Source organism: Xanthomonas sp. 3498 (assembly GCF_014199795.1).
GTDB lineage: Bacteria > Pseudomonadota > Gammaproteobacteria > Xanthomonadales > Xanthomonadaceae > Xanthomonas_A > Xanthomonas_A rydalmerensis.
The window spans coordinates 1,121,337-1,147,668 of sequence record NZ_JACHOH010000001.1; the positions used below are offsets into that span (position 1 = coordinate 1,121,337).

27 protein-coding genes are annotated in these 26,332 nt (G+C 67.8%); 11 read left to right on the forward strand and 16 right to left on the reverse strand.

Features of this window, described 5'->3' with window-relative positions:
• Nucleotides 1-12: 12 nt before the first annotated feature.
• The 3 genes from GGR66_RS04465 to GGR66_RS04475 form a co-directional block, all read right to left on the reverse strand.
• Complete coding sequence (locus GGR66_RS04465) at nt 13-834, reverse strand: MIP/aquaporin family protein (protein WP_160970195.1); 822 nt, start codon at nt 832-834, stop codon at nt 13-15.
• Between the two features lie 160 nt (nt 835-994).
• Entirely contained in the window at nt 995-2,509 is a 1,515-nt protein-coding gene (glpD, locus tag GGR66_RS04470) for a glycerol-3-phosphate dehydrogenase (RefSeq protein WP_184447350.1), read from the reverse strand.
• Nucleotides 2,510-2,801: 292 nt separating this feature from the next.
• A complete protein-coding gene (locus GGR66_RS04475) occupies nt 2,802-3,662 on the reverse strand; it encodes a DeoR family transcriptional regulator (protein ID WP_326520924.1) in 861 nt (286 codons plus the stop codon).
• Between the two features lie 142 nt (nt 3,663-3,804).
• Here GGR66_RS04475 and GGR66_RS04480 point away from each other — a divergent pair, with 142 nt between their 5' ends.
• Nucleotides 3,805-4,278: a DUF1456 family protein gene (locus GGR66_RS04480; protein WP_184447352.1), complete on the forward strand. Its 474-nt coding sequence runs from the start codon at nt 3,805-3,807 to the stop codon at nt 4,276-4,278.
• 192 nt (nt 4,279-4,470) lie between these two features.
• Nucleotides 4,471-5,289, forward strand: a complete 819-nt coding sequence (locus GGR66_RS04485) for an HDOD domain-containing protein (protein WP_184447353.1) — start codon at nt 4,471-4,473, stop codon at nt 5,287-5,289.
• A 72-nt stretch (nt 5,290-5,361) separates the two neighbouring features.
• Here GGR66_RS04485 and GGR66_RS04490 read toward each other — a convergent pair whose 3' ends face one another.
• Nucleotides 5,362-6,498, reverse strand: coding sequence for an exodeoxyribonuclease III (locus GGR66_RS04490; protein ID WP_184447354.1), 1,137 nt, complete (start codon nt 6,496-6,498; stop codon nt 5,362-5,364).
• A 94-nt stretch (nt 6,499-6,592) separates the two neighbouring features.
• On the opposite strand from GGR66_RS04490, the gene GGR66_RS04495 reads away from it, so the two are divergent.
• Together GGR66_RS04495 and GGR66_RS04500 are read left to right on the forward strand one after the other, a co-directional pair.
• Entirely contained in the window at nt 6,593-6,778 is a 186-nt protein-coding gene (locus GGR66_RS04495; protein ID WP_184447355.1) for a hypothetical protein, read from the forward strand.
• 160 nt (nt 6,779-6,938) lie between these two features.
• A complete protein-coding gene (locus GGR66_RS04500) occupies nt 6,939-7,367 on the forward strand; it encodes a hypothetical protein (RefSeq protein ID WP_184447356.1) in 429 nt (142 codons plus the stop codon).
• 130 nt (nt 7,368-7,497) lie between these two features.
• On the opposite strand, the gene GGR66_RS04505 is transcribed toward GGR66_RS04500, so the two are convergent.
• Nucleotides 7,498-7,725, reverse strand: a complete 228-nt coding sequence (locus GGR66_RS04505; protein ID WP_160970180.1) for a hypothetical protein — start codon at nt 7,723-7,725, stop codon at nt 7,498-7,500.
• A gap of 309 nt (nt 7,726-8,034) precedes the next feature.
• On the opposite strand from GGR66_RS04505, the gene GGR66_RS04510 reads away from it, so the two are divergent.
• Entirely contained in the window at nt 8,035-8,871 is an 837-nt protein-coding gene (locus GGR66_RS04510) for a lysophospholipid acyltransferase family protein (RefSeq protein WP_255421568.1), read from the forward strand.
• A 49-nt stretch (nt 8,872-8,920) separates the two neighbouring features.
• On the opposite strand, the gene GGR66_RS04515 is transcribed toward GGR66_RS04510, so the two are convergent.
• The 3 genes from GGR66_RS04515 to GGR66_RS04525 form a co-directional block, all read right to left on the reverse strand.
• On the reverse strand, nt 8,921-9,757 hold the full coding sequence (locus GGR66_RS04515) for a DUF6348 family protein (protein ID WP_184447357.1): 837 nt from the start codon (nt 9,755-9,757) through the stop codon (nt 8,921-8,923).
• 267 nt (nt 9,758-10,024) lie between these two features.
• On the reverse strand, nt 10,025-10,759 hold the full coding sequence (locus GGR66_RS04520; RefSeq protein WP_184447358.1) for a hypothetical protein: 735 nt from the start codon (nt 10,757-10,759) through the stop codon (nt 10,025-10,027).
• A 113-nt stretch (nt 10,760-10,872) separates the two neighbouring features.
• On the reverse strand, nt 10,873-11,793 hold the full coding sequence (locus tag GGR66_RS04525; RefSeq protein ID WP_160970176.1) for a LysR family transcriptional regulator: 921 nt from the start codon (nt 11,791-11,793) through the stop codon (nt 10,873-10,875).
• 155 nt (nt 11,794-11,948) lie between these two features.
• Here GGR66_RS04525 and GGR66_RS04530 point away from each other — a divergent pair, with 155 nt between their 5' ends.
• Nucleotides 11,949-12,653 carry an SDR family NAD(P)-dependent oxidoreductase gene (locus tag GGR66_RS04530; protein ID WP_184447359.1) on the forward strand — a complete coding sequence of 235 codons (705 nt, stop codon included), beginning with the start codon at nt 11,949-11,951 and terminating at the stop codon, nt 12,651-12,653.
• A gap of 94 nt (nt 12,654-12,747) precedes the next feature.
• On the opposite strand, the gene GGR66_RS04535 is transcribed toward GGR66_RS04530, so the two are convergent.
• The 7 genes from GGR66_RS04535 to GGR66_RS04565 all read right to left on the reverse strand — a co-directional run bounded on the left by GGR66_RS04535 (nt 12,748) and on the right by GGR66_RS04565 (nt 21,243).
• Nucleotides 12,748-13,131, reverse strand: a complete 384-nt coding sequence (locus GGR66_RS04535; protein WP_326520927.1) for an EAL domain-containing protein — start codon at nt 13,129-13,131, stop codon at nt 12,748-12,750.
• A 51-nt stretch (nt 13,132-13,182) separates the two neighbouring features.
• On the reverse strand, nt 13,183-13,845 hold the full coding sequence (locus GGR66_RS04540) for a CPBP family intramembrane glutamic endopeptidase (protein ID WP_167087838.1): 663 nt from the start codon (nt 13,843-13,845) through the stop codon (nt 13,183-13,185).
• 178 nt (nt 13,846-14,023) lie between these two features.
• Nucleotides 14,024-14,638: a pyridoxamine 5'-phosphate oxidase family protein gene (locus GGR66_RS04545; RefSeq protein ID WP_184447360.1), complete on the reverse strand. Its 615-nt coding sequence runs from the start codon at nt 14,636-14,638 to the stop codon at nt 14,024-14,026.
• 115 nt (nt 14,639-14,753) lie between these two features.
• Nucleotides 14,754-16,085 carry an AAA family ATPase gene (locus GGR66_RS04550; protein ID WP_184447361.1) on the reverse strand — a complete coding sequence of 444 codons (1,332 nt, stop codon included), beginning with the start codon at nt 16,083-16,085 and terminating at the stop codon, nt 14,754-14,756.
• 61 nt (nt 16,086-16,146) lie between these two features.
• Entirely contained in the window at nt 16,147-16,986 is an 840-nt protein-coding gene (locus GGR66_RS04555; protein WP_184447362.1) for an NrdJb, read from the reverse strand.
• 87 nt (nt 16,987-17,073) lie between these two features.
• A complete protein-coding gene (locus GGR66_RS04560) occupies nt 17,074-17,778 on the reverse strand; it encodes a hypothetical protein (protein ID WP_184447363.1) in 705 nt (234 codons plus the stop codon).
• Between the two features lie 192 nt (nt 17,779-17,970).
• A complete protein-coding gene (locus GGR66_RS04565) occupies nt 17,971-21,243 on the reverse strand; it encodes an LAGLIDADG family homing endonuclease (RefSeq protein ID WP_184447364.1) in 3,273 nt (1,090 codons plus the stop codon).
• Between the two features lie 495 nt (nt 21,244-21,738).
• Here GGR66_RS04565 and GGR66_RS04570 point away from each other — a divergent pair, with 495 nt between their 5' ends.
• On the forward strand, nt 21,739-23,175 hold the full coding sequence (locus GGR66_RS04570) for a Do family serine endopeptidase (protein WP_160970164.1): 1,437 nt from the start codon (nt 21,739-21,741) through the stop codon (nt 23,173-23,175).
• 10 nt (nt 23,176-23,185) lie between these two features.
• Here the strand turns inward: GGR66_RS04570 and GGR66_RS04575 are convergent, their stop codons facing one another.
• Complete coding sequence (locus GGR66_RS04575; RefSeq protein WP_184447365.1) at nt 23,186-23,413, reverse strand: hypothetical protein; 228 nt, start codon at nt 23,411-23,413, stop codon at nt 23,186-23,188.
• Between the two features lie 247 nt (nt 23,414-23,660).
• Between GGR66_RS04575 and GGR66_RS04580 the strand changes: the two genes are divergently transcribed.
• The 4 genes from GGR66_RS04580 to GGR66_RS04595 all read left to right on the forward strand — a co-directional run bounded on the left by GGR66_RS04580 (nt 23,661) and on the right by GGR66_RS04595 (nt 26,294).
• On the forward strand, nt 23,661-24,032 hold the full coding sequence (locus tag GGR66_RS04580; protein WP_160970160.1) for a hypothetical protein: 372 nt from the start codon (nt 23,661-23,663) through the stop codon (nt 24,030-24,032).
• Between the two features lie 7 nt (nt 24,033-24,039).
• Nucleotides 24,040-24,516, forward strand: a complete 477-nt coding sequence (locus tag GGR66_RS04585; RefSeq protein WP_184447366.1) for a phage holin family protein — start codon at nt 24,040-24,042, stop codon at nt 24,514-24,516.
• A complete protein-coding gene (locus tag GGR66_RS04590; protein WP_184447367.1) occupies nt 24,513-25,007 on the forward strand; it encodes a hypothetical protein in 495 nt (164 codons plus the stop codon). Before GGR66_RS04585 ends, GGR66_RS04590 begins: the two co-directional genes overlap by 4 nt.
• Before the next feature lie 174 nt (nt 25,008-25,181).
• A complete protein-coding gene (locus GGR66_RS04595) occupies nt 25,182-26,294 on the forward strand; it encodes an AI-2E family transporter (protein WP_184447368.1) in 1,113 nt (370 codons plus the stop codon).
• The last annotated feature ends 38 nt before the right edge of the window (nt 26,295-26,332 follow it).

Genomic DNA, 26,332 nt, shown 5'->3' on the forward strand with positions numbered 1-26,332 from the left:
GTGCAGCCGGCGCTAGCCGCGGCGCGCGGCGGCCTGTTCTTCTTCCAGCGCCTTCACCCGTGCCGGCAGGAACGGATAGATCAACAGCTGGTAGGCGGCGCCACCGATCACACCGCCGATCAACGGGCCGACGATCGGGATCCACCAGTAGTTGTCGGCCGACGGCAGCGCCGAGGAGCCCCAGCCGGCGACGTAGGCGAACAGGCGCGGACCGAAGTCGCGGGCCGGATTGATCGCCCAGGCCTCCAGGTAGCCCATCGAGGCGCCGATGGTGGCCACCAGCAGGCCGATGATCAACGCACCGGAGTTGGCGGTGGGCGCGGCCTCGTTGTAGCGCTCGGTGATGGCGAAGATGCCGAAGATCAGGAACGCGGTCAGGATCACCTGGTCGCGCAGCGCGTGCATCGGCGTGATCGCCAGGCCCGGCGCGGTGAAGAACACCCCGGCCGCGCCGCCACCGGCGCGGGTGAGATGCTGGGCCTGGTTGTAGTGGTCGATCACCGGCGCGAACAGCAGGTAGACGATCCACGCGCCGAGGAATGCGCCGATCACCTGCGCGACCCAGTACGGCAGCACCTTGGGCCAGGGAAAGCCGCGGTACAGCGCCAATGCAAGCGTCACCGCCGGATTGGCGTGGGTGCCGGACACCGAGCCGGTGACGTAGATGGCGATGGTCACCGCCAGGCCCCAGGCGATGCACACGCCCCAATAGGCGTGCTGGTAGGGGCTGGGGTCGTAGAGCACGTACATGCACGCCACCGAGCAGCCGAAGGCGATGATGATCAGCATCGCGATCGCCTCGGAAATCAGTTCGCCTATCAGTTGCCGGTTCATGCCCGTGCCTCCCGGCCTGCCGTCGTTGCCGCTGTCGATCCACCCATGCCTGCCACCCTCCACGGTTGCGTCCAGGTTCGTGCGCCGCGGCGGGGGCCGGGCGCAGCGCGATTGTGCACGCGCCGCCGCGACCCGAACCGGGCCGGCGGCAGCGTTTTCGTCAAGCCGGTGCCGCGGCCAGCGTGGCCGGGGCCTGTTGCAGATAGGCGACCAGGCGCTGGCGGTCGGCGTTGTCCACGCGCAGGCCGAGCTTGCTGCGCCGCCACAGCAGGTCCTCGGCGTCCACCACCCACTCGTGCTGGCGCAGGTAGTCGACCTCGGCCTGGTACAGGTCGGCGCCGAAGTGCTGGCCCAGGTCCTGCAGCGAAGCGGCGTCGCCCAGCAGCGTTTCCGCGCGGGTGCCGTAATTGCGCGCCAACCGCTGTGCGGTGGCCTCGGCCAACCACGGCCGCGCCGCGCGCAGTTCGCGTGCCAGCGTGGCGATGTCGTTGCGCTCGCCGCCGGGCAGCGGCGCGCCATGTGCGGTCCAGGCCGGCGCCTTGCGCCCGGCATGCGCGGTCAGCCGGTCCACCGCCTCCTCGGCCAGCTTGCGGTAGGTGGTGAGCTTGCCGCCGAACACGTTGAGCAGCGCCGCGCCGTCGCGCGTGTCCAGTTCCAGCAGGTAGTCGCGGGTGACCTCGGCGGCGTTGTCCTCCTCGTCGTCGAGCAGCGGGCGCACGCCGCTGTAGCTCCACACCACGTCCTCGGGAACGATCTGCTTGCGGAAGTAGCGGTTGGCCGCCTCGCACAGATAGCGCGTCTCCTCGCCGTCGATGCGCGGCGCGGCCGGATCGGCACGGTAGTCGACGTCGGTGGTGCCGATCAGGGTGTAGTCCTGCTCGTAGGGAATGGCGAAGACGATGCGCCGGTCCGGCTGCTGGAAGATGTAGGCGTGGTCGTGCTCGAACAGCCGCGGCACCACGATGTGGCTGCCCTTGACCAGGCGCAGCGCGTGGTCGTGGCCGACGTGCGCCACCTCGTCCAGGAACTGCACCGCCCACGGCCCGGCGGCATTGACCAGCGAACGCGCGCGCAGTTCCTCGCGGCGGCCGTCGGCGTGCTGCAGCTGGACCTGCCACAGGCCGTCGACGCGGCGCGCGCCGACGCAGCGGGTGCGGGTGAGGATGCGCGCGCCGCGCTGCGCGGCGTCCATCGCATTGAGCACCACCAGCCGCGCGTCCTGCACCCAGGCATCGGAATAGACGAAGCCGGTACGGAACTCCTCGCGCAGCGGCGCGCCCACCGGATGCGTGCGCAGCGCCAGGCGCCGCGAACCCGGCAGGGTGCGGCGGCCGCGGCCGAGGTGGTCGTACAGGAACAGGCCGGTGCGGATCATCCACGCCGGGCGCAGGTGCGGCTGGTGCGGCAGCAGGAAGCGCAGCGGCCAGATGATGTGCGGGGCCAGCCGCAGCAGCACCTCGCGCTCGGCCAGGGCCTTGCCGACCAGGGCGAACTCGTACTGCTCCAGGTAGCGCAGGCCGCCGTGGATCAGCTTGGTGCTGGCGCTGGAGGTATGCGCGGCTAGGTCGTCGCGCTCGCACAGGCACACCGACAGGCCGCGGCCCACCGCGTCGCGGGCGATGCCCACGCCGTTGATGCCGCCACCGACCACCAGCACATCGTAGGTCTCACGCATAGCCGACTCCGGAAGTGTCGTGTCCGGCTCGGCGACAGGGGCCGAGCGCAGGACTGAGGGCGAAAAGATCGTAAACGAACATTTCCGAACATATCACGCTGCAGTGCAGCGTGACGTCAACCGCGCTCTAGAAACCGGCTAGAAGCCCCTGCGGCTCAGGCTTGAGACAGCCAGCCAGGCATACGGCACCGCCGTGGCGTGCCGAACCCGCCACATCACGCAACATTAACGAAACAATTCGAACACCGACTCCAACCTGCCATCCTGACGTTGGAGCCAGGGTCGGCCCCACTCAATCCGCAGCCGTGTCCAGCGCCGGCGCACCCGGATCGGCGGCAGTGCCGTCGGCGACGAACACGCGGGTGCCGGCCGCGTCCAGCACCGCGGCCAGTTCGGCCGGCGGCGCGCGGTCGGTGAACCAGGCATGCACCCGCCCGATCGGCCCCAGCCGCACCATCGCGTTGCGGCCCAGCTTGCTGTGGTCGGCGGCCAGGAACACCTGCCGCGAGTGCTCGATGATCGCCTGCGCCACCCGTACCTCGTGGAAGTCGAAATCCAGCAGGGTGCCGTCGGGATCGATGCCGGAAATGCCGATCACGCCGAAGTCCACCTTGAACTGGCGGATCAGTTCGATGGTCGCCTCGCCGGTGACGCCCTGGTCGCGGCCGCGCACGCGCCCGCCGGCCACCATCACCTCGAAGCTGGGATTGGCGCTCATCATCACCGCGACGTTGAGGTTGTTGGTGATCACGCGCAGGCCGCTGTGGCCCATCAGCGCGCGCGCCACGTCCTCGTTGGTGGTGCCGATGTTGATGAACAGCGAGGCGTCGTCGGGAATGTGCTGCGCCAGCAGCGTGGCGATGCGCCGCTTCTCCTGCGCCTGCAGCGACTTGCGCGCCGCATAGGCGAGGTTCTCCACGCTCGACGGCAGGCTCACCCCCCCGTGGTAGCGGCGCAGCACGCCGGCCTCGCATAGCAGGGTCAGGTCGCGGCGGATGGTCTGCGGCGTCACCTCGAAACGCGCCGCCAGCCCTTCCACCTCGGCATAGCCCTGCTGGCGCACCAGCGCCACCAACTGCTCCTGGCGCGGATTGAGCGCGGCCACCGCGCTCGGCTTGGGAATCGAATGGTCCATGCGCCGATGATGGCGCATGCGCGAACGGATGCAACCGCGTCGCGTGCACACCCTCGGTGAACCGCAGCCATGGCCTGGGGCTGCGCGGTCTACGCGCCGATGCGGGCCAGCGCCTAGACTAGCGCCCCTCGCCGGGCCTCCCGGCACTCCCGCACCTGCCATGCTCAACAACGACATCCTGCGTTCCATCCGCTACATGCTCGACCTGAGCGACCAGAAGATCATCGATCTGGCGCACCTCGCCGATCCCGCGTTCCCGATCGACAAGGCGCAGATCCCGGCGTGGCTGAAGAAGGAGGACGAAGAGGGCTTCGTCGAATGCAGCGACGCGGTGCTGGCGCATGTGCTGGACGGACTGGTGTTCCACTACCGCGGCCGCGACGAGAGCCTGCCGCCGCGCCCGGTGGAAGCGCGCATCACCAACAACGTGGTGCTGAAGAAGCTGCGCGTGGCGTTCCAGCTCAAGGACGTGGACATGCACCAGATCTTCGACGCGGCGGGTTTCCCGGTCTCCAAGCCGGAACTGTCGGCGCTGTTCCGGCAGCCGGAGCACAAGAATTTCCGCCTGTGCGGCGACCAGTTGCTGCGCAACTTCCTCAAGGGCCTGACCCTGCGCGTGCGCGCCGGCGGCTGAGCCGGCGCCGGCCTCGGGCGTGGCGCCGAGTGCCGCGCACCACACCGTGGCGCATGGACACGGCCACCGCCGCAGCGCCTGCAGTCCACACGCCGTGCATCGCGAATCGGTAGGATGCGCGCATTCCGCCACCGTGGCGGCACGACCGGCTACCGGCCCTGCCCGCCCCCCGTTCCATTCCGAGGGTCCCCCATGAAGCTAGAGGCGCTGTTCGACCAGTTGCACACCCTGCCGACCATTCCCCAGGTGGCGCAGGACCTGATCCTGCAGTTCGATGCGCCGGGCACCAGCCTGGACGCGGTGGCGCGCAACATCGAACGGGACCCGGTGATCGCGGCCAAGGTACTGCGGCTGGCCAACTCGGCGCGCTTCCGCGGCGCGCGCGACTCCACCACGGTGGAAGACGCGGCGCTGCGCCTGGGCTTCAACACCTTGCGCACCCTGGTGCTGGCCTCCTCGGTGACCGGCGCGTTCCATGCGCCGGCGCATTTCGACCTGCGCGCGTTCTGGCTGCACAGCTTCGAAGTGGCCGGCGTGTGCCGGCTGCTGGCGCGGCAGAAGGGCCTGGACGCGGAGACCGCCTTCACCTGCGGGATGATGCACAACATCGGCGAACTGCTGATCCAGACCGGCGCGCCCGACTACGCCGCGCAACTGCATCCGGACGCCTCCTCCAGCGGCCGCGCTGCCGACGAGACCGTGCAACTGGGCTTCGGCTACCCGGAAGTGGGCGCCGAGCTGGCGCGGCGCTGGCAGTTGCCGCAGGTGATCCAGACCGCCATCGCCTTCCAGGCGCGGCCGCTGCAGGCGCCGGAAGGCGAGCCGATGCCGAAGCTCGTCGCCCAGGCGGCGCTGGTCGCCGACGCGCTGGAGCGCCATGGCGGCGCCAATGACCAGGCGCGGCAGGCGGTGACCGGCCCGCTGATGGACGACGTGGACCTGGACGCGCTGTTCGCCGCGCTGCCGGACGTGATCGAGGCCGATCGCGCGTTTACCGAGATGTTGAAGTAAGACAAGCCAGCGGGGACGCGGCGACAGCAAGGGATCAGCCTCTTCCCCGCTTCGCCGCACCCTCATCCGGCGCTACGCGCCACCTTCTCCCGGCGGGAGAAGGGAGGGTTTGCGGCGTTTGCCACCGCGCGAGGACGTCGGCGGCACCGGGGGGCTAGCGCGCGGCGTGCGCGCTTTCGGGGTCTTCGCGGTTGTCGTCTTTGTTGCGCGTGTCTTCTTTGTTGCCTGCGCTGGCGTCGTCGACTTCGCCTTGGTCCTGGCCGTCGTCTTGTCCTTGGTTCTCGCTGCTGCCTTCTTCGGCAACGACGTCGTGCCAGATGCGGAGGTGCGGGTGGTCTTCGTCGCCTTGCCGCCCTTCGTGCTTCCTTCAGCGCCCGCGTCACCGCGCCTCGGCTTGGCCGACGCCACGGCTGCACTGCGGGCCGATGCTGCGCCCAGCGTGACCCAGGTCGGCGCATGGTCGCTGGCGTGCGGCAGGTCGCGCACCCAGCGGTCCACGCCGGCGTCGCGCAGGCGTGCGGCCAGCGGCGGATTCAGCAGCAGGTGATCGATGCGCAGCCCGGCATCGCGCTGCCAGTGCTGGCGAAAATAATCCCAGAACGTGTACACGCGGCGCTCGCCGTGCACCTCGCGCAGACTGTCGGTCCAGCCCTGCGCCAGCAGCTCGGCATAGGCCTGGCGGCTTTCCGGTTGCAGCAGCGCATCGCGTCGCCAGGACGCCGGGTTGTAGATGTCCGCATCGGTGGGCACCACGTTGAAGTCGCCGATCAGGGCCACCGGATGCGGCAGCGCCACCAACTGCTGTGCATGCCGCCGCAGCCGCGCGAACCAGTCCAGCTTGTAGTCGAACTTCGGGCCGGGGCGCGGATTGCCGTTGGGCAGGTACAGGCAGCCGACCAGCACGCCGTGCGCCATCGCCTCGATGTAGCGGCTTTGGGTATCACGCGGATCGCCGGGCAGCCCGCGCCGGCTCTCCACCGGGTCGCAGCCCTTGGCCAGCAGCGCGACGCCGTTCCAGCTCGACTGGCCCATCCACACCGCGCCGTAGCCGGCGGCATGCAGCTCGGCGAGGGGAAAGCCCGCATCCACGCTCTTGAGCTCCTGCAGCCCGACGATGTCCGGCGCCTCGCGCTGCAGCCACTGCAGCAGCTGCGGCAAGCGGCTGCGGATGCCGTTGACGTTGTAGGTGGCGATCTTGAGCGTTTTCATCCGGCGCGCCTGCAGAACCTGCCATCACCTTCGCCCGGCTACCCTCGCCGCATCGTGAAAACGGGAGCCGCCGCATGACCCCGCTCGAAAAACCTTGCGCCGCGAACTGGACATCGACGGCGTTCAATACACCCTGACCGTGGACCCGGACGGCCTGAAGCTCACCGAAAAGGGCCGGCGCAAAGGCCTGGAATTGCGCTGGAGCGCGCTGGTCAGCGGCGACGCCGCCTTGGCCACCGCGCTGCAAGCGTCATTGACCGATCAACCAGGCAAGCGCTGAGCGCAAGCGCGGCCGGCACGCCCCGCGCAACGCGCAGACAGGGCCGCCGATGGTGCTATCGTCGCGCCATCGGCAACCAGCAAGGAGCGGGCGGATGCACAGGCGCAACGGTGGTCCTGTCGGGAACAGTCGGAGACACGCCCGGAGCGCCGGATGGGTCATGGGCCCGCTGCTGCTCGCCCTGCTGCCGCTGGCGGTGCACGCCGCGCCGGACGTGCCGGACAGCCTGCGCGTGTCCAGTACCAGCACCTACGCCCCGGGCACGCCCGAGTGGCGGCAGGTGCGCGACTGGCTGGCGCAGCAAAGGACACGCAAAGACGTGATGAGCATGGGGAATCTTGACCGTCTCGGCCCCATCGTCCTGACCTACGCGAGGACGCTGCACGGCGTTCAGACCCGCGCGCCCGAACCGCTGCCGCTACCCGACCAGGGCACGCCAGACGACAGCATCGCCATCGCCAGTTGCATCGGCGGCGTGAGGCAATCCTGGCTCTACAGCGTCGAGACACGCCCCGCCGGTGCGTGGATCCTCACGTCCTTCGCGACGTCGCAGACTGCGGATTGCAAGCAGGCCGACAGCACGCACTGAGCTTGCAAGCTGCACCGGTCCCGGCCGCTGCGTCAGGTCGCATCGCGTCACTCGCTCTTGCTACGACGTGGCGAGGCATGCCGCGACGGACGCTCTCGGTAACGCCTCGTCGCGGCTCACGCAGCGCACATCAGATCGCGCGCGCGTCGGCGGGTTGCGCATTGGAGCTGGGGCCGTAGGACAGCCGGTAGTGCTGCGGGTTGTTGTCCCCCGTCTCGGTCGCCGCCGCGGCGACGATGTCGACCTTGAATTGGGTTTCCTCCGCATGGCTATGCAGATAGCGGGTGTAAGTCCGCGCCCAGTTGGTTGGATCGTCGAGACGTTCGGCGCGGATCTTCTTCCAGACGGGATACGACATGGCATGAACTCCTGAGGTTGGTGGAAGGACCTGCATCTGCCAGCGCGGTGCCGGCGTGCGGTGCCATGGTTGTGCGTACCGCGACCAGGACCAATCGGCACACGCCTGATCTTCGTGGCGCCACGATGCGACGGCTCGACCCACGCCCAGCGCATCTGCAGCGAGGCCGGTGGCGCAGCGAGCAATCGGAGCCTAGCCAACGGGACTTGAGGACAGTCGCTTGCAGCGCTGCCGAAGACGCCAGGCTCGGCTACCATCGCCGCGGGCGCGCGAGCGCGCGCCGACCATCTTCCCCAGCCACTGCCGCCCATGCCCGCCGCCGCTCCGCCCCGCCCCGCCGCAGGCGCCCTCGTCGGCCGCCTGCGCAGCATCGTCCGCATCGCCATCTGCGTGGTCGCCAGCCTGCTGCTGATACCGCCGCAGTGGCTGTTGATGCGCCTCACCCGCGGCCGCGGTGCGTTCGTGCTGCCGCGGCTGTGGTTCGGCTGCCTGCGGCGCGCCCTGGGCATCCGCGTCGAGGTGGTGGGCGCGCCGCGCGATACAGGCGGGACGCTGTTCGTCGGCAACCACGTCTCCCACTTCGACATCGTGGTGCTGGGCAGCCTGCTGCGCGCGCGCTTCATCGCCAAGAACGACATGGAGCGCTGGCCTGGCATGCGCCATATCGGCGCGCTGGCGCAGACCGTGTTCATCAGCCGGCGCCGCCAGGATGCGGCCGCGGTGGCCGCCGCCGTGGCCGCGCAGCTGCGCCCGGATCACGACGTGGTGCTGTTCGCCGAAGGCACCACCTCCTCCGGCGAACGGGTGGCACCGTTCAAGTCCAGCCTGTTCTCGCTGTTCCTCAGCGCCGAACCCGGCGCCCGGCAATGGACCCTGCAGCCGTTCACCCTGGAGGTGCGCAGCGTCGACGGGCAGCCCATCGCGCAGGGCGGCGATCGCGATGCCTATGCCTTCTACGGCGAGATGCAGGCCGGTGCGCACGTCGCGCACTTCCTGCGCCTGTCCGGCGCCGTGGTCCGTGTGACCTTCCACGCCCCGATCGCGGTGGCGCCGGGCAGCGACCGCAAGGCGCTGGCCGCGCAGTTGCATGGCATCGTGGCGTCGGCGCTGCCTGCCTCCACGCCGGCGGATACCGCTGCGGCCTAGGCCGGCGAAGCACGGCCGCGGGCGCGCGCGCGCAATGCCCGATGACGCGTCAGTGCGTCGTGTCCTGCACCACCGGCTCCGGCAGGCGCACCACGGCGTACTGCTTGCGGAACTCCATGGCGCCCAGCGCCGGCCAGGTTTCGGCATAGCGGCGCAGGCACGCCACGCCTTCGGGAAAGTCCTCGCCGTTGACTCGGCAGTCGGCCGCGACTTCGCCGTCGGCATCGCGCGAGGCGAACAGGCGGATCCCGAGCATGCGCTGGTCCCGCTGCAGCAGCGGCATCAAGGCGTCCAGGCTGTTGGTGAACAGGCAGCACGGGCAGAACCCATGTTCCGTGTCGTCGCCCGCCGCGGCCCTGGCCGCGTCGCCATTCATGTGCGCCACCGGCCCCAGCACCACCGTGCGCCGCACCGCCGCCTCGGCTGCGGCCGAGGCAGCAAACTCCATCTGCAGCGTCATGCAGCGGGCATCGGCCGGCGCCGTCACCGCCTCCGACAGCGCCACCAGATCGGTCCGCGCCCAGGTCGTGAAGCCAGACGCCAAGCTCGCTTCGGTGTCCTCGCCGATGGAATGCTGGAACTCGACGATGCCATCGGGAAACAGGCTGCGGTGATGCACGCGGATGCAGCTCGCGGTCCGCACGCCGTTGCGCAGTTCGGCCATGTCCACCAGTTCGGTGAGCAGTTGCAGACCGTTGTCGAGCACCACCACATCGTCGTGCAAGGTCGCCGCATGTCCCTCGCGCTGCAGTATCTGCAGCAACAGCTGCTGCAGTGTGTGGCCCGCTTGCGCGTCGGGCGCGACCTCCGCCCCTGCAGCATCGTGGGTGGCATCGGCCCCGCGCGGCGAGGTGCGGGACAACAGGCGTCGCAGTCGGTCGATCATCCTTGCTCCAGGGCTTCCAACGCACAGTCGGTCGTCGGAAGTATGCGCAGTCGCCCGCGGCGACGGCAACCGGCGCCACGCGCGTCACGGCCGCCGACGCACGCATGGTGGATGCCAACGTGCGGCGCCCGTTGCGCTGCCGCGTCGGTCGCAGGCGCATCAATGCCAGCGCGCCGCGTCCCGCGTCGACTCACGCAGCGCGCGGCGCCGCACGCAGGCGGCGCCATGGCAGCGCGTGCCTGCACGGCACCCGGCGCCAGCGCGGGCTCAGTCCCGGGCCGCCTCGCACAGCTTGCGGTTGAACCAGGTGGACTTGGCGATCGGCAGATAGGCGTCCCAGTCGCTGGGCGGCAGCATGGTGCTCTGCTTGTCCAGTTCCGCCTGGAACGAGGCCTCGTCGCGGCTGCGGCCGGCCATGGTGCCATCCAGCGCCGCCAGGCACTCCTTCGGCCTGCCCAGGCGCAGCAGGGTGATGGCGCGGTCGTTGGCGAAGCGGTCGCGATCGAGCCAGTTGAAGAAGCCACCGCACTCGCCTTCGAACGCCTGCATGCCGGCCAGCGCCTCGGCATAGCGCTTGCCGCGATAATCCTTCAGATACGCCTCGCGCCGCCGGCTGCTGGCCGCGGCGGTGCAGCCGGCAGGCAAGCGCAGGTAGTCGCCCTCGAAGCTGGCGCGCATGCCGCAGTAGTCGCGGCAGCTTTCCTGGGTCAACGCGGCCACATCGAACCCACCCGGCACCGGCTTGAACGCGAGCTTGCACGGCACGTCGCCGGCATCGTTCACCTCCGCCTTTTCGCCCTGCAGGGTGCCCGACAGCGAGCAGGTATGTCCGTTGGCGCCGACCGACAACAGGTCGAACTGGCGTGCTCCGCCCTTGTCGGTGACACGCATGCTGCCCCAGCCTTCCTTGGTGGCGTACTCGCCGGGCGTCGGGCCGGCCGCCGCCGCGCCGAACGTCACCAGCCACACCAGCATCGCGCTCCATCCGTATCGCCGTGTCATCGCCTGTTCCCGCCTTCGATCAGAGCCGGCAAGTGTGCGGCATCGCTGCGGCAGCGGGCCAGTGCCGAGGTCGCATCGCATCCCTGCAGCGACGACCTGTGCGATCGGCCGGATCAGCGCAGCGGCATCCGCGCACGGAACTCGGCCAGCACCAACGCACGCAGCCAACGGTGCGCCGCGTCGTGCTCCAGGCGCGGATGCCACAGCATCGACACCGTGATCGGCTGAGTGACCACCGGCAGCGCGAACGTGTGCGCGGGCTCGCGCAGCGTGTCGGGCTGCGCTGCCATGAACGAGGCCGGCACCAACGCGATCAGGTCCGAACCGCGTGCCACCGCCAGCGCGGCGGAAAAACTGGGCACCACGGTGGCGACATGGCGGACCAGGCCCAGTTGCTGCAGCGCCTCGTCCACCGGCCCCTGCGCCCGGCCCCGCCGCGAAGCCACGACATGGCCGAACGCCACGTAGCGCTGCGCGCTCACCTCCCCGTCGCCGGCCAGCGGGTGTCCGCCGCGCACCGCGCCGACGAAGCGATCGCGAAACAGGCCCTGCACGCGTACCTCCGGCCCCATCGCGCCCAGCACCCCGATTTCCAGATCGGCCAGGCCCTCGCGCAGCGGCCCGGCGGTCTTCTGCGCCTTGGCGACGAACTGCAGGCGGACCTGCGGCGCCGACGCCGCCACCGCGGCAACCAGCATGGCCGCGAACGCCTCCACGAAGGCGTCATTGGCGCGCACGGTGAAGGTGCGCTGCAGCGTCGCCAGGTCCAGGTCGGCCGGTGCCGGGCGCAGCACGGCGCGTGCGGCTTCCACCGCATCGCGGGCGCGCTCGCGCAGCTGCAGGGCATGCGGCGTTGCCACCATCGTGCCGCCCGCGCGGACCAGCAGCGCATCGCCGGTCGCCTCGCGTAGCCGGGTCAGCGTCCGGCTCATCGCCGACGCGCTCAACCCCAGCCGCCGCGCGGCACCGGCGACGCTGGCTTCCGCCAGCAAGGCGTCGAGGGCGATCAACAGATTCAGATCCGGTTCCGGCATACGCGCTTCCCGACAGTGGCGATGGACACAGGCGTCCGACGCAAGGCGTCAATGCATCCGGCGCGCGTTCCGCAGGGCGACACGCACGCCTAGAGTGCGCAGACCGCCGGTAGGCCTCGCATGCCGAGGCCGCGCCGGCCACGAGGAGACACACCATGATCCACACCCCTGCACACAAAACCGTCCTGCTGATCGGCGCCTCGCGCGGCCTGGGCCTGGCGATGGCCGAAGGCTACCTGAGACGCGGCTGGCGCGTCATCGCCACCGAGCGCGCCGGCACGCCCAGCGCGCTGCACCACCTGGCCGTGGCGCATCCGCAAACGCTGCGCATCGAGTTCATCGATATCACCGACCCGGCGCAGCTGGCCGCGCTGCGTGCACGCCTGGAGGGCGAGGTTCTGGACCTGCTGTTCGTCAACGCCGGCGTCAAGAACGACGACCGCGAGACCGTCGCCGATGTCGCCACCGAAGAATTCGTCCGGGTCATGGTCACCAACGCGCTGAGCCCCATGCGCACCATCGAAACCTTGCGCGACCTGGTGCGCGACACCGGCACCATCGGCGTGATGTCGTCCGGGCAAGGCAGCATCGCCAACAACAGCAACGGCCAGTACGAGATCTACCGCAGCAGCAAAGCGGCACTGAACATGCTGATGCGCAGCTTCGCCGCCCGCCACCGCGACAGCGCCCGCACCTTGCTGCTGATGGCGCCCGGCTGGGTGCGGACCGACATGGGCGGACCAGAGGCGCGCCTGTCCATCGACGACAGCATTCCGCCCCTGCTCGACACCATCGACGCCGCTTGCGGCCGCGGCGGGCTGAACTACCTGGACTACCTGGGCCGCGTGGTGCCCTGGTAAACGGCGCCACGCGTACCGGTGGCGAGCCGTCGCCGCAGCGGCACGCCATCGTGCCGCATCGCGTCTACCACCTCGAGCGACGGCGTACCGCCACTCAGCCAACCTCCCGCGACGCCAGGGCCAGCGCGGCATCCTCCGACAGCGGCCGCGACAGGAAATAGCCCTGGGCCAGGTCGACCTGCAGCTCGCGCAAGGCGTCCAGCTCCTGCGCCGTCTCCACGCCTTCGGCCACCACCTGGGTGCCGATCTCATGGGCGAAGTTGGTCAGCCCTTTGGCCAGCGCGCGACGGCTGCGGTCGGAATGGATGCACTCGGTGATGCTCATGTCGAGCTTGATGACGTCCGGCTGCAACTGCAGGATGTGGCGCATGCTGGCGTAGCCGGCACCGGCATCGTCCAACGCCACCTGCGCGCCGCGCTCGCGCAGCGGCGCCAACGCCTGCGCCAGCAGGCGGGCGCGCTTTCGGTCGGGCGACACCAGCGTACGCAATCACCGCAGCGCACATCGCACGCCGGCCCACTCAGCGCATCAGGTGTAGGCCATCAGCCCCAACAGATCCAGCCCGGCATGCGCCACGATTGCCGGCCACAGCCGCCCAGTCCGCGCCACCCACCAGCCCAGGATCAGCCCCACCACCAGGATGCCGATGGTGCCGACCGGTCCCTGGTACAGGTGGTACGACGCGCGGATCGCCACGCTGACGTTCACCGCGAACGCCGGGCTGTGCCGCCGCTCCAGCGCGCGGATTACGTAGGCGCAGACGAACACCTCTTCGAAGATCGGATTGAGCAGCGAGATCAGCACCACCATGCCCGCCGACAGCGGCCCGGCCACCATCGCGTCCATCGACGGATTCAGCTCCGCCGCCACGCTGTCCTTCAACAGGTGCAACGGATAGGTCGCCACCAGGCAGGCGGCCAGCAGCGCCAGGCCAACACCGAGATCCCGCGTCTGCCATTGCAGCCCCAACGCCTGCGGCGTCCAGCCGCGGAACCACAACGTCGGCAGCAACACCGCCAGCACCAGCAACTCGTAGAACACCGTGCCCCACAGGCTGGCGTCGGAAAGAGACGGCTCCACCACCGGCGCCAGCACCGCCAGCGCACTCCAATAGATCGGCAACCCGAACGCCACCGCTACCACCAGCAGCAACTCGCCCCATCCGCCTGACGGCTCCTCAAGTCCCCGCATCCAAGCTCCCCTGCCGTTTGCTGCGCCCCGGAAAGGGCGTCGCCGCCGCTTTCCACCAGGGGCGCACCCTAGCAGGGCGGCATGACCGGGGAAATCGGTGGCCGAATCGACCGACGGCATGCAGCTCCCCACCGCGAGGCGCTGCGCACGCGTCGCCCGCACATCCGCTCCAGTCGCGTTAGTACAACGAGTCCCGGGTGCGCTGCGGCAATTCCCGATCGTAGGTGTCGGCGTCGAATGCGCCATCGGCCAGATGCGCGTGCATGGTGCCAGGGCTGGGCAAACGATCCCGCGGCAGGTGCCGCGTCGGATCCCACAGCTGCGACCGCACGATCGCCCTGGCGCAGTGGAAGTACACCGCCTCGATGTGCACCACGATCACGCTGCGCGGCAAGCGCTCGCCGACCGCGAACCGCGCCAGCAGGTCCGGATCGACCCGGATCTCGGCGCGGCCGTTCACCCGCAAGGTTTCGCCGATGCCGGGAATCAGGAACAACAGCGACAGCCGCGGATCCTGCAATAGATTGCGCAGCGTATCGACGCGGTTGTTGCCCGGCCGGTCCGGCAACGCCAGCGTGCGCGCATCCAGCACCTGCACGAACCCCGGCGCATCGCCGCGCGGCGAACAGTCCAGTCCTTCGTCGCCGGCCGAAGCCAGCACCACGAACGGCGAGGCGTGCACGAACGCCTGGTAGTCGGCGTTCAGATGGTCGATTTGTTTGCGTACGGCGCGCTCGACAGGTTGGCCGTAGAGGGCTTCCAGGGCGACGAGAGTGGTGATGCGGCAATCCATATGGCGTCTAAACCCTATGTGCATGCGCGGCATGACGTAGACACTGCATCGAACAGCACCTACGTTAAGAATGGCAATCGGCACTCAAAAATCTACTCTGATCCCAGTATCTCCGCTAGCTAGGTTTGACTACTGCGACAGCGCCAGGCGCATTGATCTTTAGGCTCTTTCTCAATGCTGCAAGAAGCAGCTCTTCAAATTGAGATACGTCAAAATCATGCGTTAAGGTTTTTTCTATCGGCGTCCTATAGCGAGCCAAAGCATAGGCCCTGTAAATTGGATCAGAGAACGAATAAAGGCCTGAATTTGGATCAAACCTAAGAATTGTTCCGTAGGACGACTCACAAAGCTTGCCCAGATTAAACTTCAATCTGTGGTCAGGATAGCTGACTCTGGTTCGTTTAATTCTATTCAATAAATCGAATCGGGCCGCGCCTTCTTCGCCCATCAGACAAAGCGCTTCAAGGATGATTTCCGCGTTATTTTCTCCATTTCGACGCGGCTTGAGAGCTTTAGCAAAAGCGCTTTTAATACTATCCGAGGCTTCATCCACATATGTTTTAACCGCCGCCTCACAATCTTCGTTCGTCAACTCTAGAGGCTTGCCAGCCACCGTCGTCGAAATTCCTGCAGCGTCGCACATATTTAGACAAAGATGGTGGCATACAGAAGCCAATCCGTTTGAATGACGAGCCACAACTCCAACAATTTTTTGAGAAAATTTAACATTAAGGGCTTGCTCGCCCTTTTTGATAATTTCCTTAATTTCATCAGCGGTCATAAGCGGAACGGGAATTTCGGCAACGCGATTCTTCATCTCATCGTCATATTCGACAACTTGGCGAGCCGTATCAACCGCGCCGATAGCTACAATTTTCAAATCTGAATAGTCATCAGCCATGTCGACGAAAACTTTCATCAATTGTGCGAGCCGCTGCTTCTCTGAAGCATCTATTTTGTGAAAGTCTTCCAATACCCAGCACGCATTAGCCGCGCCCAAAAACTTACCAAGGGTCTGAGGTGTCAACTGAGGAGGAATAACACGAACACTTTTTTCAGTCTTTTCGTAAGTGATGCCGGAAGAAATTTTTGCGCTCAAAATTTTGTAACTAGATGCAAGCTCAACGCTTACTGTCTTTTTATTAGAGGCAGTTGACTCAGAAACATAGTAAGGACCAAGCTGATCAAATGCGTCAAGAATAAGCTGATCAAAGGTCAACCCCTTCATACACCGCGTGGTTATGTGCCAATCATATGTTTCATGGAGCTTATTCACAAGTAAAGTCGTCTTTCCTGTACCGGAATGCCCATAAACCACGATCTGCTTTCCTGGAGTACGAAGCGCATTAACCAGTCGATCATTAACTGCCACTCGATTAACGAATGCAATCCGAGCAGGCTTTGTCGGAGTAAACACTTCCCTGATGCTATAACCTTTCATTTCCATGCGTCGCCACCCGCCTTTCTATCTTATTTAGCAAAGAAATTATTTTCCAACCTATATCAAATCACCCACACTTCGAATACCCACAATTCAAACACGTCGCACACCCATCCATGATGACGAGCGCCTTGGTATTGCACTTGTGGCACATCGTGGCCGACGGCGGGAAACTCGCGCCGTCGCCGGTGACGGCGATGTCCTCTTCGTGGTCGGCGGTGGAGTAGGCGGACACCGTCCCCTCATCCGCCCTGCGGGCACCTTCTCCCGCAGGAGAAGGAACAGCCGGCTTCACTTCACTGTTTTTTTTTGAGCGCTCTTCGTACTGCTTGCGCTTCTCGGCGATCAGCGCGCGCTGGTGGTCGCTCATTTCCGGGTCGTGCAGCAGGCCGATCGACTTCATGTGCTCTTCGACGATGCTGCCCAGTTCGGCGACCAGCGACGGCATGTACACGCCGCCGGCCTTGAAATAGCCGCCCTTGGGGTCGAACACGGCCTTCATCTCGTCGACCAGGAAGGTGACGTCGCCGCCCTTGCGGAACACGGCGGACATGATGCGGGTCAGCGCCACGATCCACTGGAAATGCTCCATGGACTTGGAGTTGACGAAGATTTCGAACGGGCGGCGCAGTTCGTGCTCGGTGCCGGCGTTGAGCACGATGTCGTTGAGGGTCACGTACATGGCGTGTTCCACCAACGGCGATTTGATCTTGTAGGTGCTGCCGATCAGCACGTCCGGGCGCTCGATGCGCTCGTGCATGTGGATGATGTTGTCGGCAGGCGCTTCGGCCTCGGCGGTGGCACGGTCGATCGACGAGGCGGGCATCGCGGCGGCGGCATCGCGCGCCTTGTCCTCGGGGGTGACGACGGCGTAGCCCTTGATTTTCTGGTCGATCTTGATGGCCATGAGGCGTGCGTTCCTGGAATGCGGATCGGGACGGGCGTAGGCCCGGCCTCTCTCCCGCGCACGGGAGAGAGGATGCTGCTGGACGGCTTACTTCCGGGCGCGGGTGGCCGCGGCCTTCTTGCCGGCGGCCTTGCGCACGGCGGTCTTCTTCACTGCGGCGCTCTTCTTGGCGACCTTGGCGGTGCTCTTCCTGACCGCCTTGGCGGCCTTGCCCACGGCCTTCTTGGCCACGGCCTTGCGCGCGCCTACGGCCTTCTTCACCGCGCTCTTCTTGGCGACCACCGACTTCTTGGTCACGGCCTTCTTGGCGGCGACCTTCTTGACCGCCTTCTTCGGCGCGGCCTTCTTGGCGGTCACTTTCTTGGCCGGAGCCTTCTTGGCGACGGCCTTTTTAGCAACGGCCTTCTTGGCAGCGGCCTTCTTCGCCGGCGCCTTCTTCGCAGCCGCCTTCTTGGCGGTCTTCTTGCCGGCCTTGGTCAGGGACGCCGCTTCGGCCTGGGCGCTGGCCTTGGCCGCTTCCAGCTTCTTGCGCGCGCTGGCGACGGTCTTCTTGACCGCCTTGCCGGCCTTCTCGGCGCGCTTGGCCACGGCCTTCTCGGCCTGCTTCACCACCTTGCGGGTCTTGGCGACTTGGTCCTGCACGCGCTTCTGCACGTTCTCGGCGGTCTGCTTGACGCTGGCGACGGCTTCGCTGGCGGTGGCGGCGATGCTCTCGCCCATGTTGGTGGCGGTTTCTTTCACGTTCTCGGCGACCTGCGTCAGCGTCGCCGTTACTCCGTTGCCATTGCTCATAAAACCCTCCTCAGGGTGTCAGTGTTTATGTAACGCGGGCGATGCTATACCGATTGCAGCGAAGCGGGGAGCCGGAAACGGCGACACGCGGCGGACGGTGGGGAAGTGTTCGGGAAGGGCGGCGCACCGCCCTTCCGAGGCTCCCACCGCCACCCTCCCCTCCGCCGGCGCGAAAGGGGAAACGGGACGGCGTCAGAACTTGCCGTAATACCCTTCTTTCAGCGCATCGAACAGGTTGGCGGCGGTGTGCATCTCGCCGTCGTATTCGATCTGTTCGTTGCCCTTGACCTCGACCACGCTGCCGTCTTCCAGCTCGAAGCGGTAGGTGGTGTTCTCCAGGTCCGCTTCCTTGACCAGCACGCCCTGGAAGGCGGCCGGGTTGAAGCGGAACGTGGTGCAGCCCTTCAGGCCCTGCTGGTGGGCGTAGCGGTAGATGTCCTTGAACTGCTCGTAGGGGTAGTCGGTGGGGACGTTGGCGGTCTTGGAGATGGAGCTGTCCACCCACTTCTGCGCGGCGGCCTGCACGTCCACGTGTTCCTTGGGGTGGATGTCGTCGGCGGCGATGAAGTAGTCCGGCAGGCGCGCGGCGGCGTCCTCGGCGAACGGCATCGCCTTGGGGTTGACCAGGTGGCGGTAGGCCAGCAGCTCGAAGGAGAACACGTCCACCTTCTCCTTGCTCTTCTTGCCCTCGCGGATCACGTTGCGGCTGTAGTGGTGGGCGAAGCTCGGCTCGATACCGTTGGAGGCGTTGTTGGCCAGGCTCAGCGAGATGGTGCCGGTGGGGGCGATGGAGCTGTGGTGGGTGAAGCGCGCGCCCACTTCGGCCAGTTCCTCGACCAGCGCCGGCGCCACCTCGGCGATGCGCTGCATGTAGCGGCTGTACTTGGCGTGCAACAGACGGCCTTCGATGCGCTCACCCACGCGCCAGCCGTCGCGGACCATCTCAGGACGCTGCCGCAGCATCGTCGCGGTGACCTCGAAGGTCTCCTGCATGATCGGCGCCGGGCCCTTTTCCTTGGCCAGCGACAGCGCGGTCTCCCAGCCGGCCACGGCCATCTCGCGGGCGATGGACTCGGTGAACTCGCAGGACTCGGCGCTGCCGTACTTCATCCGCAGCATGGTCATGGTCGAGCCCAGGCCGAGGAAGCCCATGCCGTGGCGGCGCTTGCGCATGATCTCGTCGCGCTGCTGCTGCAGCGGCAGGCCGTTGACCTCGACCACGTTGTCGAGCATGCGGGTGAACACCCGCACCACTTCCTTGTATTCCTCCCAGTCGAAGCGGGCGCGCTCGGTGAACGGCTCGCGCACGAAATTGGTGAGGTTGATCGAGCCGAGCAGGCAGGCGCCGTAGGGCGGCAGTGGTTGCTCGCCGCAATTGTGGGCGTGCAGGCCGTTGCCGTCGAAGGTGTTGATGCCAGGGACCTGCACGTCGTAGACGTCTTCGATGCCATCGGCGGCCACCGACTGCACCGTCGCCACGAAGCGCTCGCGGTTCAACTGGCGACGGTAGCCGGACAGCAGCGCCTTGAGGCGGTTGGCCTTGGCGGTGTCGGCAAAGCCCACCCGCTGGGCGAAGGCATCGAGGTTGTCGCCGCTGACGATCAGTTCGTGCTGCGCCTTGGTGGCGTAGGCACGCGTGCCGCCGTGCCCGTCAGGGAGCAACGCCGTGCCGGCGGGACGCCGGTCGCGGTAGATCTGCGAGGCGATGCCCAGCCGCAGCAGCATGCGCTGTGCTGCCTCCAGCCGCGCCAGGTCGGACTGTGCCAGGCGCACGCTGACGCCCTTCTCCTGGCTGCCCTGCACCGAGCCGTCGGTGTCGAACAGGCCACGCAGGAAGCCGCGGTGGAAATCGCTGGAGGTCTTCTCGACGGCCGGCGTAATCGCCTTGTCGCCCGGACGCAGGCCCAGTTCCAGGGCCAGATCGCGCAATGCGGCCGACTTCAGGCGGTACTCGCCACGGTCGCGCACCTCGCTCCAGCCGGCGAAGTCGGCACGGTGCGGCAGGCTGCGCGCGCAGCGCAGGGCTTCGTCCATCAGCGCCACCGGTGCCAACGGCGCTGCGTTGACGGCGGCGGCCTGCGACCAGACAGACAACACGGCGGCTTCGTGCTTGAGCGTACCGTCGCCCACCAGCATGCCGAGGAGGAAACCTTCCTCATAGGTACGTGCGCCGCCCCACTCCGCACCGGCACGGTGATTGTTGAGCAGCACCCGGTCGCCTGCGACCAGTTGGTCCGCCTGGCACCATTCGGTGTCCAGCGACCAACGGGTCTGGCGCACCACGCGCCGCACGCGGTGGTCCGCGGTCAGGCGCAGTGCGTAACCTTCCTGCGTCTGCAGTCGCACCACCTGCTTGTGCGCGGTCTTGAAGAAGCCCTCCGCACCGGTGGCATGGTCGCCACCATCCACCCGCGCCAGGAACTGCGTTCCCAGCAGATCGGCGACCTGACGCGGCCCCTCGGCGGTCTGCACCCAGGTATCGGCAGTCACGCAAGGATTGGTCGCGCGGATGGTCTCGCACCACCAGTTGTTGTTCATTTCGTTGACGCGGTCGATCAGGATGAAGCCTGGCTCGGCGTAGTCGTAGGTGGAGACCATGATCATGTCCCACAGGTGGCGGGCGCGGATGTGCCCGTACACCTTGCACGCGACCAGGCCGTCGTCGCGCACGATGTAGTCCTTGTGCGTGGGCCAGTCGCGCCAGACCACGGCACTGGCGTCGGCCAGGTCGACGTCGGCCTCTTCCTTGCGGTTCACCGGGAACACCAGCGGCCAGTCGGCGTCCTGCTCCACCGCCTGCATGAAGCCGTCGGTGATCAGCAGCGACAGGTTGAACTGGCGCAGGCGCCCGTCCTCGCGCTTGGCGCGGATGAAGTCCTTCACGTCCGGGTGGGACACGTCGAAGGTGCCCATCTGCGCGCCACGGCGGCCGCCGGCCGAGGACACGGTGAAGCACATCTTGTCGAAGATATCCATGAACGACATCGGCCCGGAGGTGTAGGCGCCGGCGCCGGCCACGAACGCGCCGCGCGGGCGCAGCGTGCTGAACTCGTAGCCGATGCCGCAGCCGGCCTTGAGGGTCAGGCCGGCCTCATGGACCTTCTCCAGGATGCCGTCCATCGAGTCGGTGATGGTGCCCGACACGGTGCAGTTGATCGTGCTGGTGGCCGGCTTGTGTTCCTGCGCACCGGCATTGGAGGTGATGCGCCCGGCCGGGATCGCGCCGCGGCGCAGCGCCCAGGCGAAACGCTCGAACCAGTAGGCGCGCTGCTCCTCGCCGGCCTCGGCGTCGGCCAGCGCACGGGCCACGCGCAGGTAGGTGCCGTCGATGTCGGCATCCAGCGGTTCGCCCTGCTTGGTCTTGAGCCGATACTTCTTGTCCCAGATGTCCTGCGACGCCGGCTGCATCGGGATGGGGTCGTGCTTGGATCCGGTCTGGACGACTTCCAGGCGCACCGTACTCATTCTGCTGTGTTCTCCTCGAACCTGTCCCGATGGGGCGGATGGATGGTCATCCGCCGTGTGTCTTGTCTATATCGCACTTGCGCTGCACGGCAGAGACGGCCGCGGCAGCGCACGCGGCGGCTGCCCTCGACCGATCGAAATTCCCCGAATCCGCGACCCTCCCTGTCACCGTCCCGTCATGCACCGCCGAGCGCGCCCCCGGATGTGAAATCCTGGTGAAGAAAACCCTACGTCTAGTGCCGTATCGACGCGATACCGCTACATGTAGTGGCTATTGCACGCGTGAACGCTAACCCCGGGCAGGCCGACTGTCAACGTCGTCGCGCGCCGATCACATGCCGTCAAGTTGCTGTGCACGCGGAGCGCCGGCCTGGCCTTGCGCGGACCGCGCTGGTGCGCTTTCACTGGCGGTTAAACGCCGCGCGTTCATCTTGATTTACGCGCACGCGCGCCCATCTGGCCCCACGTCTCCCGCGTTCCCCGGAAAACCCACCCATGCGACCGCTGCCTACGCTGCTGACCCTGACCGCCGCCGCTGCCTTCGGCGGTTTCGCCGCCACCGCGATCAATGCGCAACTGGACAACCGCGCCGAGGCCGCGCCGGTCGCGGCGGCGCCGCCGCTGTCCGGGGCCGCGCGCCTGCCGTCGGCGGTGGCCGGCGAGCCGCTGCCTTCGCTGGCGCCGATGCTGCAGAAGGTGATGCCCGCGGTGGTGAGCATCAACACCAAACAGGTCGTGCGGGTCCGCAATCCGTTCTTCAACGATCCGATCCTGCGCCGCCTGTTCCCGGACATCCCGCAGGAGCGCATCAACGAGTCGCTGGGCTCGGGCGTGATCATCGATGCGAAGAACGGCTACGTGCTGACCAACCACCACGTGGTGGAGAACGCCGACGACGTGCAGGTGACCCTGGCCGACGGGCGCAGCTTCAAGGCCGAGTTCATGGGCTCGGACGCGGACACCGACATCGCGCTGATCCGGATCAAGGCCGACAACCTCACCGAGATCCGCCTGGGCGACAGCGACAAGCTGCGCGTGGGCGATTTCGTCGCGGCCATCGGCAACCCGTTCGGCTTCACCCAGACCGTCACCTCCGGCATCGTCTCGGCGATGGGCCGCAACGGCATCCGCGGCCTGGGCTACCAGAACTTCATCCAGACCGACGCCTCGATCAACCCCGGCAACTCCGGCGGCGCGCTGGTGGACCTGCGCGGCGAACTGGTCGGCATCAACACCGCCAGCTTCAACCCGCAGGGCAGCATGGCCGGCAACATCGGCCTGGGCCTGGCGATCCCGTCGAACCTGGCGCGCGCGGTGGTCGACCAGTTGATCAAGAACAACGGGGTGATGATCCGCGGCACCTTCGGCATCGAGACGCAGAACCTGACCACGCAGATGGCGCAGGGCCTGGGCCTGTCGGCGCCGCGCGGCGCGCTGGTGACGCGGGTGCTGGCCGGGTCGGCGGCCGCCGCCGCCGGGCTGCAGCCGGGCGATGTGATCACCGGCGCCAACGGCGAGCGCCTGGACAGCGCCGAGGCGCTGCACAACTACGAGGGCCTGCAGCCGGTCGGCAGCACCGTGACCCTGGACGTGCGCCGCGACGGCAAGCCGCTGCAGCTCAAGGCCACGCTCAAGGAACAGCCGCGCGCGATCAGCGGCGAGTCGCTGGACCCACGGCTCAGCGGCGCCACCTTCACCGACCTGCCCGAATCGCTGCGCCAGTCCGGCATTTCCGGCGTGCTGATCGGCAACGTGGCGCGCGGCAGCCGCGCGGCGCGCAACGGCCTGGCCGGCGGCGACATCGTGGTGGCCGCCTCGGTCGGCGAGTTCGCCGACTTGGCCAGCTACCGCGCCAACTTCGCGCGCAAGCCGGCGCAGTTGGTGCTGCGTGTGGTCCGCGGCGGCGCGCAGGCCGACTTGGTCATGCAGTGAGCCGCCGCGCTCAGGCCAGGCGCGCGGCGTAGTCGTCGCGCACGTGCTGGTTGAGATAGGTAGTGAGGCCGCGCCCGGCCGCGGCCAGGCGCTGCATCTCCACGACGTGGAGCAGGCCGGGATGATGGCCGTCGTAGCGGTAGGTGGCGCCGTCGGCGAAGCGCAGCACGATCCAGTCCGGGCCGCTGTCGTAGGCGACCACTCCCGCGTGGCCGCTCCGATTGCCGTAGGCGTGCATCGCGATTCCTCCGGGACATTAGGATGGCCAACAAAACGTGGCGAGCAGCTGCCCGTCTGGTGGCCGCGCAGTCGTTTTGCTGGCCGCTCTTGGCCGCTCGCCGGCGAGCGCCGACACTATGGCGCATCGCCTGCGGCGGCGAGCTAACACCCCGTACACCCCGCCGATGGTATTTGTGTCGCCCCCGTTCTGCGCAGCGTCCGCATTGGCGGACGGCAGGCCCCCAAACCCCAGAGGAGACATGCCCATGAATGCCAGCCCGACCAATACCGAGAACCTCAAGGACAACCTGAGCGAAGCCGGTTCGCACCTGAAGTCCGCGGCCAGCTACGCCGGCGAGGCGATCAAGGGCGCTGCCGGTGCCGCCGGCGAGGAACTGAAGCTGGGCAAGGCCAACGTCAAGGCCGAGCTGTCCGACAGCGCCCTGTCCGGGCTGGCGGCCGCCGAGTTCGGCGGCGCGGCGGCGAAGGAGCAGGTGGACGTGCTGCTGGACAAGGGCCGCGACCTGATCGACAGCGCCGCCGAGCTGATCCGCGAGCGCCCGCTGGCCTCGTTCGGCGTGGCCTTCGCCACCGGCTGGATCATCGCCAAGCTGGCGCGCAGCGGCGGCGACAAGTAAGCCGCGCGTGAGCGAAGAGCAGGCCCGCGCCGACGGCGCCGCGGCAGACGCCGCGGCGGCACCGTCGTTGGAGGAATCCTTCCGCGCGTTCGGCGCCGCCGGGCGCGAAGGACTCAACGCCACCCTGGACACCGGCCGCGCGTTGCGCAAGCTGGTGGCCGCGGATCTGGCCCTGGCCCGCGCCGCACTGGCGCGGGCGCTGGTGTGGCTGACCGTGTCGGTGGCGTTCGGCGCCTCGGCGTGGATGCTGCTGATGGGCGCGATGATCGCCCTGCTGCAGCGCATGGGCTGGTCGTGGCTGGCGTCGATCTCGGCGACCGCCGCCTTCAGCCTGGTGGTCACCGCGCTCGGTGCGTGGCAGGCGCTGCGCTACTTCGACATGAGCAAGCTCGACGCCACCCGCCGCCAGCTGGCCAAGCTGGGCATCGGCGGCGACGACGAGGACGGCGACGAGGATGTCGCCAAGCGCGAGGCCAGGTCATGACCCTGCGGCAACTGCAGCACCGCATCGCCCGCGCCGAATCGGTGCTGGAAGGACGCCAGGAGCAGGTGCGCACGCATTGGGCGACCCTCCAGCAGGTCTGGCGCGAAGGCTGGACGCCGTGGCGGATCGTGATCGTCGGTCTGGGCACCGGCTTCCTGGTCGGGCGCGCCGAACCGGCCGCCGTGGTCGGCAAGCTCGGCGGCGCACGCTGGCTGCAGATGCTCAGCGCTGTCTCTAGCCTGATCAATGCGACGACGGCCAAGAGCGCATCCGATAACGCCGAACGCGCCTCCGACGATGCCGAGGAGGCCGCAGACACCGCGCAGGACGCGGCCGTGGACGCCGCCACCCAGGCACCGCCCCCCGCCGCACCCGTTCCCCCGCCCGCTGCCCGCCCGCAGCCACCGCGGCCGCCGATGGCCTCGCGCCCCGGGCAGCCCGCCGCCGCCGAAGCGGCCACCGACCTGTCCGAGCGCCAGGGCCGGCCCTGAGTTTCCCGCGGATGCGCGCGGGTGATGGCATTCGGCCGCCACGCCGCACGCACGCGGCGGCCACGCGGCCTTGATATCGCGCCGGCCACGATCCGGCCTACACTTCGTTTCCTTTTCGACGCCGTTCGGCGCGTGCCCTGCCGCGCGCGCCGAGGCCACTGCATCGCAGGTCCGATGAGTACAGTTCCCGATCCCACGGCCGTCGCCGACGACGCGCCGCACGGCGCCCTGCCGCCGCCGCCCGCCCCGCGCCCGCGCGGACCGGTCTCGCTGGTGGTGCTGGCGACGCTGGCGGTCTGCTACACGCTGTGGGCGGCGCAGGACGTGATCCTGCCGATTCTGCTCTCCGCCTTCTTCGCCCTGGTCGGCAATCCGATCCTGCGCGTGCTGCAACGGCTGTATCTGCCGCGCTTCCTGGCCGCGCTGCTGGTGCTGCTGTCGGGCATGGCGGGGGCGACGACACTGACCGTGCAACTGGCCGGGCCCGCCGCCGAGTGGGCGCAGCAGGCGCCGGCGCAGCTGCGCCACCTCGCCACCCAGGTGCGCGACCTGACCAAGCCGATGCAGCAGGCCAACCAGGCCGCGGAGAACTTCGCCCGCGCCGCCGGCGGCGAGAGCGGGCGCCGCGTGCAGGTGATCCGCACGCAGATGGACGACCCGTACAAGGCGCTGGTGCGAACCCCGCGGCTGGCCGCCTCGGCGCTGGCGGTGGTGCTGCTGACGTTCTTCTTCATGGTGTTCGGCGAGAACCTGCAACGCCACGCGATCGCGTTGCTGCCCAGTCGCCAGCAACAGAAGTTCACCACCGAGATCCTGCGCTCGATCGAACGCGAGGTCTCGCGCTACGTGCTGACCATCACCGTGATCAATACGCTGGTCGGCCTGGTCTTCGCCGGCATCCTGATCCTGCTGGGCATCGCGCCGCAGGAAGCGCTGCTGTGGGGCACGGTGGTGGCGCTGCTGAACTTCGCGCCATACGTGGGGCCGCTGATCGGCGCGATCCTGATGCTGCTGATGGGCTTCGTCGCCTTCCGCGATCCGCTGAGCGCGTCGCTGCCGGCGATCCTGTACCTGGGCCTGCACACCCTGGAAGGCCAGGTGGTGACGCCGATCGTGCTCGGCCGGCGCATGGCGATCTCGCCGCTGATGCTGATCCTGGCGCTGATGCTGTTCGGCTGGCTGTGGGGCATGATCGGCCTGCTGCTGGCGGTGCCGCTGCTGGTGTGCATCAAGATGGTGCTGGCGCGGGTGGAGGGCATGCAGCGCTGGGCGCGGTTGCTGGAGTGAGGCGGGGATTGGGGAGTCGGGATTGGGGATTAGCGCAA